15 protein-coding genes and 1 pseudogene are annotated in these 14,837 nt (G+C 63.1%); 9 read left to right on the top strand and 7 right to left on the bottom strand.

Annotation, left to right across the window (positions count from 1 at the left end):
* Positions 1–16: 16 nt before the first annotated feature.
* Entirely contained in the window at positions 17–910 is an 894-nt protein-coding gene (locus BFF94_RS15480) for a LysR substrate-binding domain-containing protein (RefSeq protein ID WP_128851507.1), read from the bottom strand.
* A gap of 168 nt (positions 911–1,078) precedes the next feature.
* On the opposite strand from BFF94_RS15480, the gene BFF94_RS15475 reads away from it, so the two are divergent.
* The 4 genes from BFF94_RS15475 (at position 1,079) to BFF94_RS15460 (ending at position 4,711) form a co-directional block, all read left to right on the top strand.
* Positions 1,079–1,594, top strand: a complete 516-nt coding sequence (locus BFF94_RS15475) for a sugar ABC transporter (RefSeq protein ID WP_128851505.1) — start codon at positions 1,079–1,081, stop codon at positions 1,592–1,594.
* Positions 1,595–1,601: 7 nt separating this feature from the next.
* Positions 1,602–1,928 (top strand): hypothetical protein, encoded by a 327-nt coding sequence (locus tag BFF94_RS15470; protein ID WP_128851502.1) that lies wholly within the window; start codon positions 1,602–1,604, stop codon positions 1,926–1,928.
* Positions 1,929–1,946: 18 nt separating this feature from the next.
* On the top strand, positions 1,947–2,792 hold the full coding sequence (locus tag BFF94_RS15465; protein ID WP_128851499.1) for an MBL fold metallo-hydrolase: 846 nt from the start codon (positions 1,947–1,949) through the stop codon (positions 2,790–2,792).
* Positions 2,793–3,145: 353 nt separating this feature from the next.
* A complete protein-coding gene (locus BFF94_RS15460; RefSeq protein WP_128851497.1) occupies positions 3,146–4,711 on the top strand; it encodes a methyl-accepting chemotaxis protein in 1,566 nt (521 codons plus the stop codon).
* A 142-nt stretch (positions 4,712–4,853) separates the two neighbouring features.
* Here the strand turns inward: BFF94_RS15460 and BFF94_RS15455 are convergent, their stop codons facing one another.
* Entirely contained in the window at positions 4,854–5,261 is a 408-nt protein-coding gene (locus tag BFF94_RS15455) for a DUF3224 domain-containing protein (protein WP_128851495.1), read from the bottom strand.
* Positions 5,262–5,449: 188 nt separating this feature from the next.
* Positions 5,450–6,430, bottom strand: coding sequence for a helix-turn-helix transcriptional regulator (locus BFF94_RS15450; protein WP_128851494.1), 981 nt, complete (start codon positions 6,428–6,430; stop codon positions 5,450–5,452).
* 99 nt (positions 6,431–6,529) lie between these two features.
* Here BFF94_RS15450 and BFF94_RS15445 point away from each other — a divergent pair, with 99 nt between their 5' ends.
* The 3 genes and pseudogenes from BFF94_RS15445 (at position 6,530) to BFF94_RS15435 (ending at position 9,039) form a co-directional block, all read left to right on the top strand.
* Complete coding sequence (locus BFF94_RS15445) at positions 6,530–7,192, top strand: glutathione S-transferase family protein (RefSeq protein WP_128851493.1); 663 nt, start codon at positions 6,530–6,532, stop codon at positions 7,190–7,192.
* A gap of 274 nt (positions 7,193–7,466) precedes the next feature.
* Positions 7,467–7,751, top strand: a pseudogene (locus tag BFF94_RS15440) (acetoacetate decarboxylase); the annotation flags it as partial.
* Between the two features lie 43 nt (positions 7,752–7,794).
* On the top strand, positions 7,795–9,039 hold the full coding sequence (locus BFF94_RS15435; RefSeq protein ID WP_128851492.1) for a saccharopine dehydrogenase family protein: 1,245 nt from the start codon (positions 7,795–7,797) through the stop codon (positions 9,037–9,039).
* Between the two features lie 162 nt (positions 9,040–9,201).
* Here the strand turns inward: BFF94_RS15435 and BFF94_RS15430 are convergent, their stop codons facing one another.
* Entirely contained in the window at positions 9,202–10,080 is an 879-nt protein-coding gene (locus tag BFF94_RS15430) for a LysR substrate-binding domain-containing protein (protein ID WP_128851490.1), read from the bottom strand.
* 132 nt (positions 10,081–10,212) lie between these two features.
* Here BFF94_RS15430 and BFF94_RS15425 point away from each other — a divergent pair, with 132 nt between their 5' ends.
* A complete protein-coding gene (locus BFF94_RS15425; RefSeq protein WP_128851487.1) occupies positions 10,213–10,845 on the top strand; it encodes an FMN-dependent NADH-azoreductase in 633 nt (210 codons plus the stop codon).
* Positions 10,846–10,920: 75 nt separating this feature from the next.
* Here the strand turns inward: BFF94_RS15425 and BFF94_RS15420 are convergent, their stop codons facing one another.
* Positions 10,921–11,538 carry a LysE family translocator gene (locus BFF94_RS15420; RefSeq protein WP_128851485.1) on the bottom strand — a complete coding sequence of 206 codons (618 nt, stop codon included), beginning with the start codon at positions 11,536–11,538 and terminating at the stop codon, positions 10,921–10,923.
* A 67-nt stretch (positions 11,539–11,605) separates the two neighbouring features.
* On the opposite strand from BFF94_RS15420, the gene BFF94_RS15415 reads away from it, so the two are divergent.
* Positions 11,606–12,529: a LysR family transcriptional regulator gene (locus BFF94_RS15415; RefSeq protein ID WP_128851482.1), complete on the top strand. Its 924-nt coding sequence runs from the start codon at positions 11,606–11,608 to the stop codon at positions 12,527–12,529.
* 163 nt (positions 12,530–12,692) lie between these two features.
* Here the strand turns inward: BFF94_RS15415 and BFF94_RS15410 are convergent, their stop codons facing one another.
* Both BFF94_RS15410 and BFF94_RS15405 read right to left on the bottom strand, forming a co-directional pair.
* A complete protein-coding gene (locus tag BFF94_RS15410) occupies positions 12,693–13,142 on the bottom strand; it encodes a hypothetical protein (RefSeq protein WP_128851479.1) in 450 nt (149 codons plus the stop codon).
* 332 nt (positions 13,143–13,474) lie between these two features.
* On the bottom strand, positions 13,475–14,542 hold the full coding sequence (locus BFF94_RS15405) for a hypothetical protein (RefSeq protein WP_201260499.1): 1,068 nt from the start codon (positions 14,540–14,542) through the stop codon (positions 13,475–13,477).
* Positions 14,543–14,837 lie beyond the last annotated feature (295 nt).

Below are 14,837 nucleotides of genomic sequence, written 5' to 3'. Positions count from 1 at the left end.
ACCCTCAGCCACGGCATCAAGACGCCAACCCCCCGGCCTCGCCAAGCATCCATTCCGCAAACGCCTGCATCGGCGCCTCGCTCAATTCGATCGGCTCGGGAAGCACGAGGCAGAAGTTCTTGGTAATCGCTTTGCCATCGGGCCAGGGCGCGACCAAACGGCCTTGTTCAAGCTCTGCCCCAATATAAAGACGCGGCACCAGTGCCACACCCAGGCCGGCCAGCGCCGCCTCGATCAGCATGGCATGGAGATCGTATCGCGGGCCGACCGCCGAATTGGTCAGCACGATGCCCGACTCCTGCGCATAAATCTGCCACGCATCCGGATTCTGTCGCCGGTGAAGGCGCGGCAGCTCATCCAGCGACGGGTTCGCACCGACGCCCTCGAGGAGCGCCGGACTGCAGACGGGCACCAGCACCTCCTCCAGCAAGCGATGCAGATGCATGCCCGTCCATGCCGGATGCTCGAAATGAATGGCTGCGTCGAAACCGCTGCCCGCAAGGAGGAAGGGTTCCATCCGCTCGGCGATATGCACGGTGATGTTCGGGTGCCGATCCTGAAAGCGCTTCAGCCGGGGGATCAGCCAGCGGGTGGCGAAGGTCGGAATCGCGGCGATGTCGATGCTCGCGCCCTCGACGGGCTGCCCCATCAAATACAGGCTGTCCCGTTCCAGCCGATCCAGAATCTCGCGCACCTGCACCGCGTATCGCGTGCCGTTCGGTGCAAGCCGTACCCGGTTCCCGACGCGCTCGAACAGCGTCACACCCAGAAACGCCTCCAGCCGGCCAATCTGGCGACTGACGGCGCCCTCGGTGCGTGCCAGCTCGTCGGCGGCGCGCGCGAAGCTGCCGTGTCGGGCCGCCGCCTCGAAGGCCAGGAGCGCGGAATTGCTCGGAATCTTGCGTCGCATCGGAGTCTCGCCGGTCGGAATGCGTTCGACGTCAGCTTGATCAAATATCACTGAAGGCTGACTTTAAGTCGATATATACGCGGGAAACAGCAGATTAGCATTACGTCACTGCACTGAACATCAAGCGTTCGAAGAGCAGGATGCTCATCCGTCACGAAGGACAATCCGATGATCTACACCGTGGAATGCAGCTTCGCCGACCCTGGCAGCGAAGCCGAATGGAACGACTTCTACAGCCTTGAAAAGCTGCCGGCCCTCATCTCGGTGACGGGCTTTCACACGTCGCAGCGTTTCAGGTCGATAAGCGAGGGTTGCCCCGTTTATCTGGCCGTCCACACGATCGACGGTCTCGACGTGCTGACCGGGGAGGAATATCGGCGGAAAGGTGGCGGCAATTTCGCGAGGTGGCAGCAACACATCACCGACTGGCACCGCAATCTCTACAGCGATATCGGTCTTGCGCCGTCGGTCGAGTCCGACGAACTTCTCGTGCTCTGCGCAAGCGGCCCCGATGCGCTGATCGGGATCGGCTTGAAACCGCTGGCGATGCAGGCCGTTGCGCTGGAGAAGTTTCCGGAACGCCGTTGGCTCGCCGTGCTTCCGCGAAGCGACGCCCGGCTTGTCGAGAACGTTCCGGAAGGCGTTTACCTTTACTCGCCGATGACGGAACAACTGACAAAGTAGGCCTCCGATGCCGAACGTGACTTTCCATATCGATGCGGAGCACATGCCATCTGACGAGGGGCTCGTCGAGCTTTCCGGCGACTGCATCGAACTCTGTACGCATGTCCTTCAGGCAGAGCTCAAGAACGTCCACGTCATTTACGTGAGTGTTCGGCACGGACACGGGCATCCCGTTTTCGCGGAAGTCCAGTATCGCGTCGAGTCGTTTCGCCCGCCCGCGGTCATGAATGCGTTCATGGAGGCGTTGGATCACGCCATCGTTCGCCGCACCGGCCTGACGGCGCGCATCCGTTGCTTTGGTCATGTCGTGCCGAACATTCACGCCCGAAACTAGCCGGTCAGGAGAAAAACCGTGTCCACCGTTACCTTTCCAAGTCAGCAAGTCGGGGATTTCAAGATTACCGCGATAAGCGATGGCTACCTCACTGCCAGCCTCGACTTCCTGTCGAATATCGACGTATCCGAGGCATCCGGGATGCAGCGTGCGGCAGGGCAGAATGAGCCTTCTGCAGTCCATATCAACTGCTACGTGGTATGCGGAGCGGGCCGCACCATTCTCATCGACGCCGGGGCCGGCGGCATCAAGCAATGGGGCGGTCGCCTGAAAGCCAATTTACTGCTTGCCGGCATCGAACCTGCCGCGATCGACACCATCCTGCTTACGCACGCCCATCCCGACCACGTCGGCGGGCTGGTGAATGCTGCCGGACAAGCGGCGTTTCCGAATGTGGAGCTGGTTGCTCATCAGCGAGAGGTCAAATTTTGGCGGGACGATGGAAACCTGAGCCGTGCCAGCGAGCGGGCACGCGGCAACTTCCAGATCGCGCGTCAGGTGTTCGACGGCTATAGCGACGCGCTCCGGACTTTCGACGCAGGAGAGGTGCTTCCGGGAATCAGCGCAATGCCGCTACCGGGGCACACCGACGGACACACCGGGTATGTCCTCGAATCCGGCGATCAGGGCCTGCTTGTGTGGGGCGATATCGTTCATTTTCCGCACATCCAGATCAAACGGCCGGACGTATCGATTGCGTTCGATCAGGATTCGTCGCAGGCAGCGGTCACGCGATCCCGGCTGCTGGACAGGGTCAGCTCGGAAGGACTGTTGATCGCCGGCATGCATCTGGGAGAACCCGGTTTCGCGCGAATCCAGCGAACGAAGGGCGAATACGGCCTGATTTACGAGGCCGAGTCGTGAGACCGCGAGTGGAAACGTTCGTGGTCTGATACCGCGCGCTCGTTTGCAGACCTCCCGCGCCGGGTGACGGATGCGTGGGGAAACGTTTGGCAGATTGCCACGCACCAGCGCGACCTGTCGGCTGACGAGATTCGCTCCAGGCTCCGCGACAGCGCGTAGCCGCACGTCTTCCGCCAACCCCGTCTGTCGCAATCGTCAAGATTCGCGTCGCGTACAGATAAAACCCGCCCGTTCCTCCCGCCGTTAACCCGTTCGCAGCCCCCCGCGCCACGTGTTGCGACGTGGCGCTCGTCGTTCGTGATCCGGCATCCATATCCGCCGCTGGCCGAGCCCGGCCAGCGCAAGGGAACGTCATGCGAAAACAACTCACAATCCGCGGTGGACTCGTTGCGACCATCGCCGGCTATACCGTGCTGCTCGTGCTGGTGGTCGGTGCGTGCATCGCGGCCCTCTATGTGGGCAACGGTTCGCTCGAGGCGATGTACCGCGACGACACCGCGTCGCTGCTGCACCTGAAGACCAGCTCCGAGCGGATGCTCGTGCTGCGCGAACGCATGAGCGACGTCGCGCAGGTCATCAGCGCCGGCCAGTCGGGCAAGGAGGGAATCGCGCAACTCCACACGCTCCTCAAGCAGAGCAACGACGAACTGGACGCTTACACGCGCCTGCATGCGCGCGACGCCAGCGAGCAGGCGCTGTTCGACACGCTGCAGAACCGCCGCCGCGCACTGCTCGACCGCGTGTTCCTGAAGGCGCTGTCGCAGCTCGACGGCGACGACGCGTTCAACTTCCTCGACACGCAGCGCACGGCACCGCCTGCGTTGTTTGCCGCCTACCAGGAGGCGATCGACGCGCTCGAAGCGTTTCAGGTCGCGCGCCAGAAGGCCCGCTACGATGCGGCCGGTGAGCATTTCCACCGCATCGTGTGGGGGATGGGGGCGGTCGCGGTGCTGGCGCTCGTCGTCGGTTTCTTTGCGCAGCGCCTGCTCGCGAAGGCGATCATCGAACCGATCAATCTCGCGGTCGGCCAGTTCGACAAAATCTCGAAAGGCGACCTGACCGGAACCGTCGTCATCCCGGGCAAAAACGAAATGGCCTATCTGCTGAATGCGCTGAAGCGAATGCAGGACGGCCTCGTCGATACCGTGAGCCAGGTACGCGCGAGCACCGAGACGATCGTCGGCGACGTGCGCACGATCGCGAGCGGCAACGTCGACCTGTCCGCGCGCACCGAGCAGCAGGCCGTGTCGCTGCAGCAGGCGGCCGCGAGCGTCGAGCAACTGACAGCGGCCGTGCGCCAGAACGCGGACAATGCGCGCGACGCACGCACTTACGTCGAGGGCGCGGCCGGCATCGCGTCGCGCGGTGGCGAGGCGATGCAGCGCGTCGTCGAGACGATGTCCGAGATCTCGCACAGCTCCGCGCGGATCTCCGGCATCGTCGGCGTGATCGAGAGCATCGCGTTTCAGACGAACATCCTCGCGTTGAACGCCGCGGTCGAGGCCGCGCGAGCAGGCGAGCAGGGGCGCGGCTTCGCGGTCGTCGCGACCGAGGTTCGCGGGCTCGCGCAGCGCAGCGCGTCGGCGGCGAAGGAAATCCGCGACCTGATCGGCAATTCCGCACGGCGCGTCGAGGACGGCAGCGGTCTCGTCGCACGGGCCGGCTCGGCGATGGCCGAACTCGTCGCTGCGGTCGAGCGTGTCACCGCGATCATGAGCGAAACCAGCAACGCATTCGAAGAGCAGTCTTCGGGCATCGAGCAGGTGAACGCCGCGGTGATCCAGATGGAGCAGACGATGCAACGCAATGCCGCGCTGGTCGAGGAGGCGGCGGCCGCGGCGCTGTCGCTCGACGAACAGGGCTCACGGCTGAGCGCGGCGGTCGCGCAGTTCCGTCTGCGTGACGCGGCTGTCGCGTGACGCACGCGTACTTGCGGGCGCAGCCGGAGCGTCGATGGAGAATGTTTCGGTGACGCGCCGATGAATGGCGCGCGAGCGACTGGAACGCGTCACCGCCCCTGGTCGGCGACACGATGAAGCCGCCGCATCCAGGCGAGTCGACTCACTGCGAAGATTCCGGCAACGCGTAGTCGAAGCTGTACGAATGCTGGCCGTTGTCGATGTGGATGATCATCGAGCCGGACAGCCCCAGCAATTCTCCCGTCCCGGAATCGGGCACGACGGTGATCGACTGCGTCGGCTGCCCACGGGTCATGGTGGAGCTGTGCTGCAGGACGAAGCTGCCTTTATGTCCGCCGAGCACGCCGTGCACGGTTTCCATGGCCACATAGCCCGCGGAGCCCTGGACACTGCTGCGAAACGCGAGCATCTCTCCGTGGCTGACGGCTTCCAGGTCGCCGTGAAATTGCTTGTCCAGCGACATGCGGCCGAGCCCGGTATGTTCCGCGACGCTACTGAGCGACTCCGGATTCAGCTTTACTTCGAACGGACCGTTGGCCAGCAGTTTCATTGTCGCTCTCCTTGTTGAATGGACACTCCGCACTATAAGCCAGCCGGGTTCTGTCGGAGGTAACGATTTGCCTGCCGTGTCGGCGTCGATACCGAATGTGACTGCGATGCGTCATTGACCGGCGAGCACGGCCGCTGCTGCATGCGGTGGATGCACGCACCGACCGCATCGACGCACAACGCATCGCTTCAATCGTCGCCTGTCCGATAAAGCGTTTTCAACTGCGACAACTCTTCGATGAATTGATCCTTGAGCGCCTGCGGCCCGAGGATTTTCACGTGTGCACCGTACCCCAGCAGCTTGCGCGCGCCGTGCTCGATGGATTCGATGGGCATCAGGAACGCTTTCCATCCTGACGGCACCTCCGTGCTATTTGCATCCGGCGAGACCGGCGCGGTTTTGATCCGCGCGTTGGCCAGCCAGGTTTCGCCGCGCGGCGACACGGCGATATGGGCGGTCAGTCGATACAGATCGGTCTCGTACCGGCTCATCGCGTCACGCCAGTGCGTCGCCAGATCGAATCGCGCAGGGCGTTTGAAGCGGCGGCGCGACACGTCGAGTTCGCGGATATTCGCCAGCCGGAAGGTGAGTGCGCCGGGTTTGCCGGCCACCTTGGCAATCAGGTACCACGCGCCACCCTTGAGCACCAGGCCGAGCGGTTCGAGTGCGCGGCGGGACAAACCGCGCCAGCTTTGATACGTCACTTCGATACGGGTCGAGCTCCACACCGCATCGGCGACTTCACGCAGAAACGCCGGCGTTTCCTGTGCCCGATACCAATCCACGGTATCGACGTGCAGCCGGCTGGCAACGCGATCGGCGTGCTCGCGCGAGCCGGGCGGCAGGCTGGCCATCATCTTCAGCCGCGCGGAGGTCGCCATGCCGTCGAGGCCCAGTTCCCTCGCCGGCCCGGGCAAGCCCGCCAGAATCAGCGCGTGCGCTTCGTGCTCGGTGAGCCCCGTGAGATCGGTACTCCAGCCGTCACGTAACTGAAAGCCGCCGTTGCGGCCGCGATCGCCCCAGATGGGCACGCCGGCCGTGGAGAGCTGGTCGATATCGCGCAGGATCGTGCGCTCGGACACCTCCAGCGCTTGGGCCAGCGCCGGCGCGGTCATCCGGCCGCGCGCCTGCAGCATCATCATGATCGACAACAGGCGGCTCGCTTTCATGAGCGACACGTTACCTCAAATACCTGACATAAGGTGTCGTGTTTTTGGACTTATGCTTTGTCGCATCCCTGATCCGTTCCATCGAAGCGAAGACAAACCATGAAGATCATTTCCGGACCGCTGAGCATGTTTGGTGCCAAGGTCGAGATTGCGGCGCACGAGAAGGGCATCGACTTCGAGCGGGTGATGGCGCCGTTCAGCCAGCTGCGCGGCTACGACCCGAAACATCCGGACGTACTGCGCATCAACCCGAAGCGGCAGGTGCCGGTGCTGATCGACGGCGAGCTGGAGATCTTCGATTCCACGCAAATCTTCGAGTATCTCGAAGATGTGAAGCCCGCTCCCGCGTTATGGCCGGCAAGTCCGGCGGCGCGCGCCATCGCGCGTCAGCTCGAACATTGCAGCGATGAAATCTATTTCCCGCACATCATCCGGCTGATGGGGCTTGAAGAGTCGCCGGACGATCCGGCGGCGCAGGCGGCGCGCGCCGCAGCGTCGCAATACTATCGACGCATGGAGGGCGTGCTCGCGGATCGGGAATTTCTGGCCGAGACGTATTCTTACGCCGATATCGCGTTCTACATGGCGCAGTTGTTCGGCGCGCGCAAGGGGGCGCCGATGACGGCGGACACGCCCAATCTGCTGGCGTGGCGTGCGCGGATGTCCGCCCGTCCCGCCGTGCGGACGGTGGCCGGCGCGATGGCGGGATATCTCGTGTCGATCGGAGAAGCGGTTCCCGATTTTCTTCGCGAGCTTGATTAGCGGCCTTCGGCAGTGCGTAGCGGACGGCCTTCAGCCTGCGATTTCAGATGCAGGACTGCTCCGAACGCACGCGCCGGGTGATGGATCGGCCGCGCGATCGCGGCGTGGTGTCGATATGCGGCGAGGGCCGTCGCGCGACCGCCAGACGATTCGAGCACGAAACGATTGTCGGCAAGTCGCGCAAGCGAAGACCGACTTGTTCCTCTATTCGAGTTCTTGACCTTAAAGTCGACTTCAATCCTAGAGTGCCTGCTGACGGCAGCGAATCAGCAGGCTCCGGGTGTTGCCTGCGCAATCGCGCATGGGCGCGACGACGATGATCAATCGCATCGATGGCGAATGGCACCAGACATCGGTGCAGGCCAATACGCTATCGTTTGCCCAGCGCCCGTTGCCGCGCGATGTCGAATTCGTGCGGCACGGCGGCCCGCCGAGCCAGTTGCTCGACGGGCTCGGCGCGTCCATCATCGTGCGTCTCGACGTGGGGAAGGACGCGCAACGGGTCCTGAACCTGCCGACACCCTTGAAGGCCTTCGATGAACCCGGAAAGCAACGCTAACGGTACGGATACCCGCGACACGCTCGCGCCGAAGGAATCGTCCATGACCCAGCCGACCCATGATCTCGTCGTATTTGGCGCCACCAGTTTTGTCGGGCAGATCCTGACCCGCTACCTGTCCGACACCTTGTCGGGCACCGGCGAGACGCTGCGCTGGGCCATCGCCGGCCGGTCAGAAGCGAAGCTCCGGCAGGTCAGGGATTCGCTGGGTGCCGCGGGGCAGTCGTTGCCGATCATCGTCGCCGACGCGGCCGACGAAGCGCAGCTCCAGGCGCTCTGCGCGCAAACGCGGGTGGTCGTGTCCACTGTCGGCCCCTATGCGCTTTACGGGGAGCCGTTGGTCCGGGTCTGCGCGCAAACCGGCACCGACTATTGCGACCTCACCGGCGAGACGCAGTGGATCAAGCGGATGATCGAAAAATACGAGCCCGCGGCCCGGCAATCGGGCGCGCGCATCGTCCATTGCTGCGGCTTCGATTCGGTGCCGTCGGACATGGGCGTTTTCTTCCTGCAGCAACAGGCGCGGCAGCAGTGGGGCGCGCCGGCCGGACAGGTGAAGATGCGCGTCAGAACGCTGAAGGGCGGCGCGTCGGGCGGCACGGTGGCGAGCGTGATCAACGTCGTGCGGGAGGCCGCGGCCGATCCCGCATTGCGCAGGGAACTGCTCGATCCTTATTCGCTGTGTCCGAAAGGGCATGGCTTCACGGTGCGGCAGCACGCGGTCAGGTCGGCCGAATTCGATCGCGACTGCGACGCGTGGATCGCGCCTTTCGTGATGGCGGCCGTCAACGAGCGCGTCGTGCACCGCTCCAATGCGCTGGCCGGCAATGCCTATGGCAGCCGCTTCACCTATGACGAAGCCGTGATGACGGGCACGGGCTTCAAGGGCCGCCTGGCCGCGCTGACGATGGTGGCCGGCCTCGGCGCGTTCATGGTGGGTGTCGTCATCAAGCCGGTGCGCAGCCTGATGGAGCGCTTCCTGCTGCCGAAGCCCGGCGAGGGGCCGAGCGTCGAGGCCCAACTGGCCGGTCGCTACGATTTGCGTTTCTTTGGCCGTGCCGACGACGGACGGACCTTGCGCGTGAAAGTCACCGGCGACCGCGACCCGGGCTACGGCTCCACCGGCAAGATGCTCGGCCAGGCCGCGATCAGTCTCGCGCTGGATTGCGGCGGCGCCGGCAACAAGACCGGACGCGGCGGCGGCTTCTGGACGCCCGCGACGATGTTCGACGAACGCTTTGTCGAGCGCCTGGTTCGCCATGCGGGGTTGCGTTTCGAGGTGATTTGAGCGCGCGCCGTATCCGCCATTCGTCAGAAAGCCGAACAATATCGGATGGCGAATCAACGTGAGGAGGCGGCTTGCTGTCGCGGCGGGTCGAACGGCGCTTGAAGTCCGGTTGCCGACGTGCGCCGCCGGCTGCCGCATTGCATCGAGCGCGAAGGATGCCCGCTACAGCCTGTTGCGTTTGCCTGCCCCCGTGCGAACGGCCGTTTCATCGAAAATCGTCGCGGCGAATTCAACGGCGGCCGGCATTTGGGCGTCGTGCATCATCACGAATTCGATTTCAGGCAGTTCCGGCAAACCTTCGGACACGCCCAGTTCACGGAGCGTGTCGTCGATCGCGCTGCGCGGCACCGGGGCGATCGCGATACCGGCCCGCGCGAACGTCCGGATGCCCGTGACGCTCGGGCTTTCGCATGCGATCCGGTAGCGCATGCCGGCCAGCGCGAGCGCCTTGATGGCGGCGCCCCGGTACGGACACGGATCGGGGAAACACGCGAGCGGCACCTCGCCTTCGGGAAGCGGCTCGTGGCGCGCAAATGCCCAGACGAGCGGCTCTTGCCACAACGTCGTGCCCTGGCCCGGGTGCGAACACCGGCTGCCGACCACGAGATCGAATTCGCCGTTTGCGTGCCGCCGAAACAGACTGTCGCCGATGTCGACCGTCAGGTCCAGCCGCAAGCCGCGTCGCGCGGCGCTATAGCGGCGCATCACGTCGGGAAGCCAGCCGCCCGCAAAGTCCTCGGACGCACCGATACGCAGCTTGATGTCGACTGCGTCGCCCGTTCCCAGCCTCGTTCTCGCTTCCTCGCTCAGATTGAGCATCGCGCGCGCGTAGCCGAGCAGCGTCTGGCCATGCCCGGTGAGCGTGACGCTGCGCGTATTGCGCACGAGCAGCGCCCGGCCGACCTGTTGTTCGAGACGAACGATCTGCGCGCTCACCGCGGATTGGCTGAGATTCAGCCGATGGCCGGCGCCGGTAAAGCTTCGCACGTCGGCGACCGCAACAAACGTATGAAGCAGCGCCGTGTCGAGGGGATGGTCCATTGATCACCGATTCGGGTTAATTTAATCAATTAATATCGTTTCCAAATTATAAGCCGGCTCGATAGGCTGCGAATCTCGGTGGGCGAGCGCGCATCCCGCGCGTCGCCGTCACTTTCGGCAAGGACCGGCTCCATGACACGCGTGCTCTATATCGAAGGCTCACCCAACAAGGAATATTCGGCGTCCATCGAGGTGTGCAATGCATTTCTCGATGCGTACCGGCACGCCCATCCCGATCATGAAATACGGACGCTCGACATCTGGGATCTGGCGATGCCTGAATTCGACGAAGCCGCGCTGGCCGCGAAATATGCCGGGCTGAGCGGCACGGCGTTGACGCCGGCGCAGGCGGCTGCATGGCAGGGGATCGAACAGCTCGCGGCGCCGTTCCACGAGGCAGACAAGTTCCTGTTCGGCGTGCCGCTGTGGAATTTCAGCATTCCGTACAAGCTCAAGCACCTGATCGATGCGATCTCGCAGAAGGACGTGCTGTTCACGTTCGACGGGTCGGGTTTCGCCGGGAAGCTGGCCGGGAAAAAGGCGGCAGTCGTCTATGCGCGCGGGCTCGGCTACCAGTCGCCGGGTTCGTTTACGCCGGCCGGCGAGTTCGACCTTCAGCGTCCGTACATGGAAACCTGGCTCAGGTTCGTCGGCGTGAAAGATGTCACCGGCATCGTCGTCGAGCGCACGTTGTTCGGTCCCGACGGAAAGGTTGATCGCAATCGTGCGATCGACGAAGCCCGCACGATTGCGCGCGCGTTCTGACGCTGCCGCGCTTCGCATCCGGCGCGCCGCCGGATCGCGCGCCGGTTGCTTCGAGGCGCGGGCCGCGGACTCGGGTCAGCGCCCGCCGCGCGCGATGGCGAGCGCGACGCCGAAGCCCATGAGCAGGCATCCGAAGGTGCGATCGATCCAGTGCCGCAGCGACAGCAAGCGATCACGGACGGCCGTGGCGGAGAAACACACGGCCACCAGGCTGAACCAGCCGGCATGCGCCGCTGCGATGAAGGCGCCGTAGCCGATCTGCACGATCAACGGCGTGTCGGGCCGCACTGCCTGCATGAACAGGCTGACGATGAACACCGTGGTTTTGGGATTCAGCGCATTGGTCAGGAAGCCGGTGCGCAGCGCGGCGAGATCGGACAGCGGCGCTGCGTTTGCGGCGGGTTGCCCGTCGCCGGCCTTCGTCATGAGCATCTTCGCGCCCAGGTAGATCAGGTAGATCGCGCCGATCAGCTTGACGGCATTGAAGAGCCACAGGGATTGGCGGATCAGCAGGCCGACGCCCAGCAGCGTGTAGCTCACGTGGACTGTCACGCCCAGCCCGATACCCAGCGCGGTGAGCACGCCCGATCGGCGCGACAGCATCAGGCTGTTGCGCGTGACCATCGCGAAGTCCGGCCCCGGGCTGATGACGGCCAGCAGCGTAATGGTGACTACAACTATCAGTTCGGTCATTGTCTTTCCCTTGCGATTGATGTCTTGATGGGGCAATCTTAGGGAACATGTTTCATCAAGAAAAACGATGATTTCTGACCAGAATGGTGAGATTGACTCACAATCGATCCGCACAAACCTGCCGTCGCTGGTGGCGCTGCGCTGTTTCGAGGCGGCGGCGCGTCACGAGAATTTCAGCCGTGCCGCCGACGAGCTGTGCCTGACCCACGGCGCGGTCAGCCGCGCAGTGCGTGTGCTCGAGGATGACCTGGGCGTCGCGTTGTTCGAGCGGCGCAGCCGTCGTGTGTTCCTGACCGATGCGGGCCGCAAGCTGGCCCGGGCGGTCCATGACGGACTGGGCCTGATGCGTGATGCCGCGCAAGAATTGCGCACCGAGGCCGCCCGTGCGCGACGCTGGGTGCTGTCGTGCGAACCGACGCTTCTGATGCGCTGGCTGATTCCGCGCTGGCCGGATTTCCAGGCGCGATACGCGGGCGTCGATATCCACCTGGCCGCCGCGGGCGGCCCGTTCTCGTTCGACAGCGGCATCGACATGGCCATCCGCCGCAACGATTTTGCATGGCCGGCGGGTTATCACGCGGAGCAGCTGTTCGCCGAGCGGGTGGGGCCGGTTTGCCGGCCGGATAAAGTCGATGCGTGGTTTGCCGCGCGTCGCGACGGTCGCTCGCTGAAGCACGGCGCTCCGCTATTGCATACGCGGACACGGCCGGACGCGTGGAAGGAATGGGCGGTGGCGGCGAATCAGGCGGACGGGAGCGGGCGCGGGCAGGTGTTCGACCATTTCTACTTCAGTCTGCAGGCGGCTGTCGCGGGGTTGGGGGTTGCCATCGGCCCGTGGCATCTCGTGCGCGATGATATTGAAAGCGGTGTGCTGGTTGCGCCGATGGGGTTTGTCGAGGACGGCTCGCATTACTGTTTGCTGACGCCGGCGCTCGTGGCGGACGGAAGCGCGCAGGCGGATTTGCTTGCGTGGTTGAGGGCGGTGGTTTGATGGGGGGATGGAAATTCAGATGGGCGGCAAAGAGCGGCGGGTGCCCGGAGATCGGTGGTTGATGACGAACGCGGTCGGTTGCTGCTGATCCGGAGCGGTCAATCAACATTCTCGGAAGCTGACGTTCGACAGTATGCAGCGCCAAGCTAGATTGTTAGATGGGTCATTGGAGAATAACGACCTTCCCACCGTTGCGCTCAAATTCAGAGCGGGTCGTACGACTGACTTCGCGCGCTAACGAGTCGGGGTGAAGAATGTCTCGAAAAGACAGTTTTGGGGGCTGATATGCTTTCCGGAATTCTTGGAACGAGAGGCCTTTGGCGGTCGGGGTTACTTCTTCAACACGAGCCAGCCATGAACACTTGAGGTCGGATCGTTTAAGCGCGGCATTTACTCGGCGTTCAACTGCCAAGTAACCATCTGGGCCATTTGCTATTGCTCGGAACTCTTCTGCCGTTACCTGAGTAACAACGATTTCCGGTCGATCCGTGCTCGTTAAAGACACCCATCCGAGAGTCGCCATGTCGGTGTCAGCACAAAATTCAACGATGGGGAATTGCTTCGCGCTGGTGTTCGACTGTAACCATAAGATTGTGTCGTAGATAGTGGTCATGGCGGAGAATAGGCCAATTAAGAAGCGCAACCAGCTTTATGAAGGTCGATTGTCGACGAATTACACAACCATGCCGAGTGCCCGGAACTGACGGCGGATTCAACCGGCCGGTGCCCGCCCCGATGATCGGCGGCCGGCTCAACCCGGCATCGACAACTCTCCAAAGCGATCATAGGCCGGCGCTAGTGCAGGCCTTCGATGCAAAAGTTGTCTTAGCAGCATTCCCCGGACGCCTTATCCTGGTGACGTAAACAGTTCAGAGATTAAATAGATCTCGACACTAGAGGTAAAAGCCTGCATCCAGCCAGTGCGTGTTGCAAACACGCTGACCGTCAGTCGGATGCCGTTGGCGACTCATTGCCCTGCGTGGCACCGCATTGATGGCAGTGCGGGAAGAAGAAGAAATTCCGGCCACCGCATCCGCATATATTGAAGAGCCTCAATCCGCAATGCACGCAGAACGTGGAGTCGTCGCCGCCGAGATTCCATTGTTTGTCGCATGACGGGCAGCGCTTTTTTTCGAGTGAGCGAACGGCCTTTTCGTATCCGATCGTGCGCGCCCGTTCTCCCTGATCCTGCTGCAATTCGAGCCGCTTGCGTTCGGCATAGCGTTGAAAGGCCTTCAGCATGTAAAGGCCGGCGAATACCGTGAGCGCAATGCCGACCAGGACCCGGACATAGCCGCCGAAATTCGGCAAATACGGGACCAGTTCGATGAAAAACGCACTCAGTGAAAACAGGCCAAAACCATACACGAAAGGCCAGTAGCGCACCTTGCGATAGCGTATGAACAGCCAGATCGCAATCAGCAGTATCGGTAACGTGAGCGCAAGCCGCAGTCCGAACACCTGCAACTCGTAATGCCGGGTCGCCTCTTCGAAGCGCCGTTCGGCTGCTGCGTCCGCGTCGGCGATTTGCGTGTCCACTTGGGTCTGCTTCGATGCCAGTGCCCGTTGCTGGTCGCCGATCGCATCGATCTGATGCTGCCAGTTGATGACCACGGCCTGGAGCGTATCCAGCTTGCGAGTTCTCGCCAGAATGTCCGGGTCCCTCGCACCGTCTCCCGTCACCGAGCGGGTTGCCAGCCAGTTGCGGAAGCTTTCTTTCTCGGCCGCGTACTCCTTCGCGGCACGTCCGCGTGCCACCTCCATTGCCTCAGCCTTCTCGGCAAGCGTGTCGTGCTGCGCCTGCAGATCGCGCCGCGCTGCGTCCAGCCGCGCCTTCACTGGAGCATCCGCGAATTGCTCGACGACGGGCGCCCCGCCCCTCGGGGCGAAGGCCATGTCGCGAATCACGAGACTGCCGAGCATGTTCAGAAAGACGGCGAAGATGATCGCAATCACCCATGAGGCGAGTCGCAGGAGACGTGCCGGGCTGGTCAGGCCGTCGCTGGAAGTCATCATTGTTTTGCCTTTGTTGGAATGGTTATATAAGCGGACCGTCGCGAACAACGGCCTCCACTTCATTCGAGCGCCGCCGGCCACATGACTGGCGCCATACGTCAGGTCGGGCCAGCACCGGAAAGAAACGCGGCTGACTCGTCGAACCACCGAAGGAATTCATGGATGGCTTCGATCACTGCGGGTGCCGACACATGTAACGCCAGAACCCTGTCCACGCCGCGCGACAGCACAATGACTTTTATCGGCTGCGCCGGGGGAGAGAAAATGAACGCGTTGCCTTTACCAACGAGGT

Source organism: Burkholderia catarinensis (genome assembly GCF_001883705.2).
Taxonomy (GTDB): Bacteria; Pseudomonadota; Gammaproteobacteria; order Burkholderiales; family Burkholderiaceae; genus Burkholderia; species Burkholderia catarinensis.
Note: the sequence above shows the minus strand (reverse complement) of the source record. Positions and strands in the feature narration are given on the sequence as shown.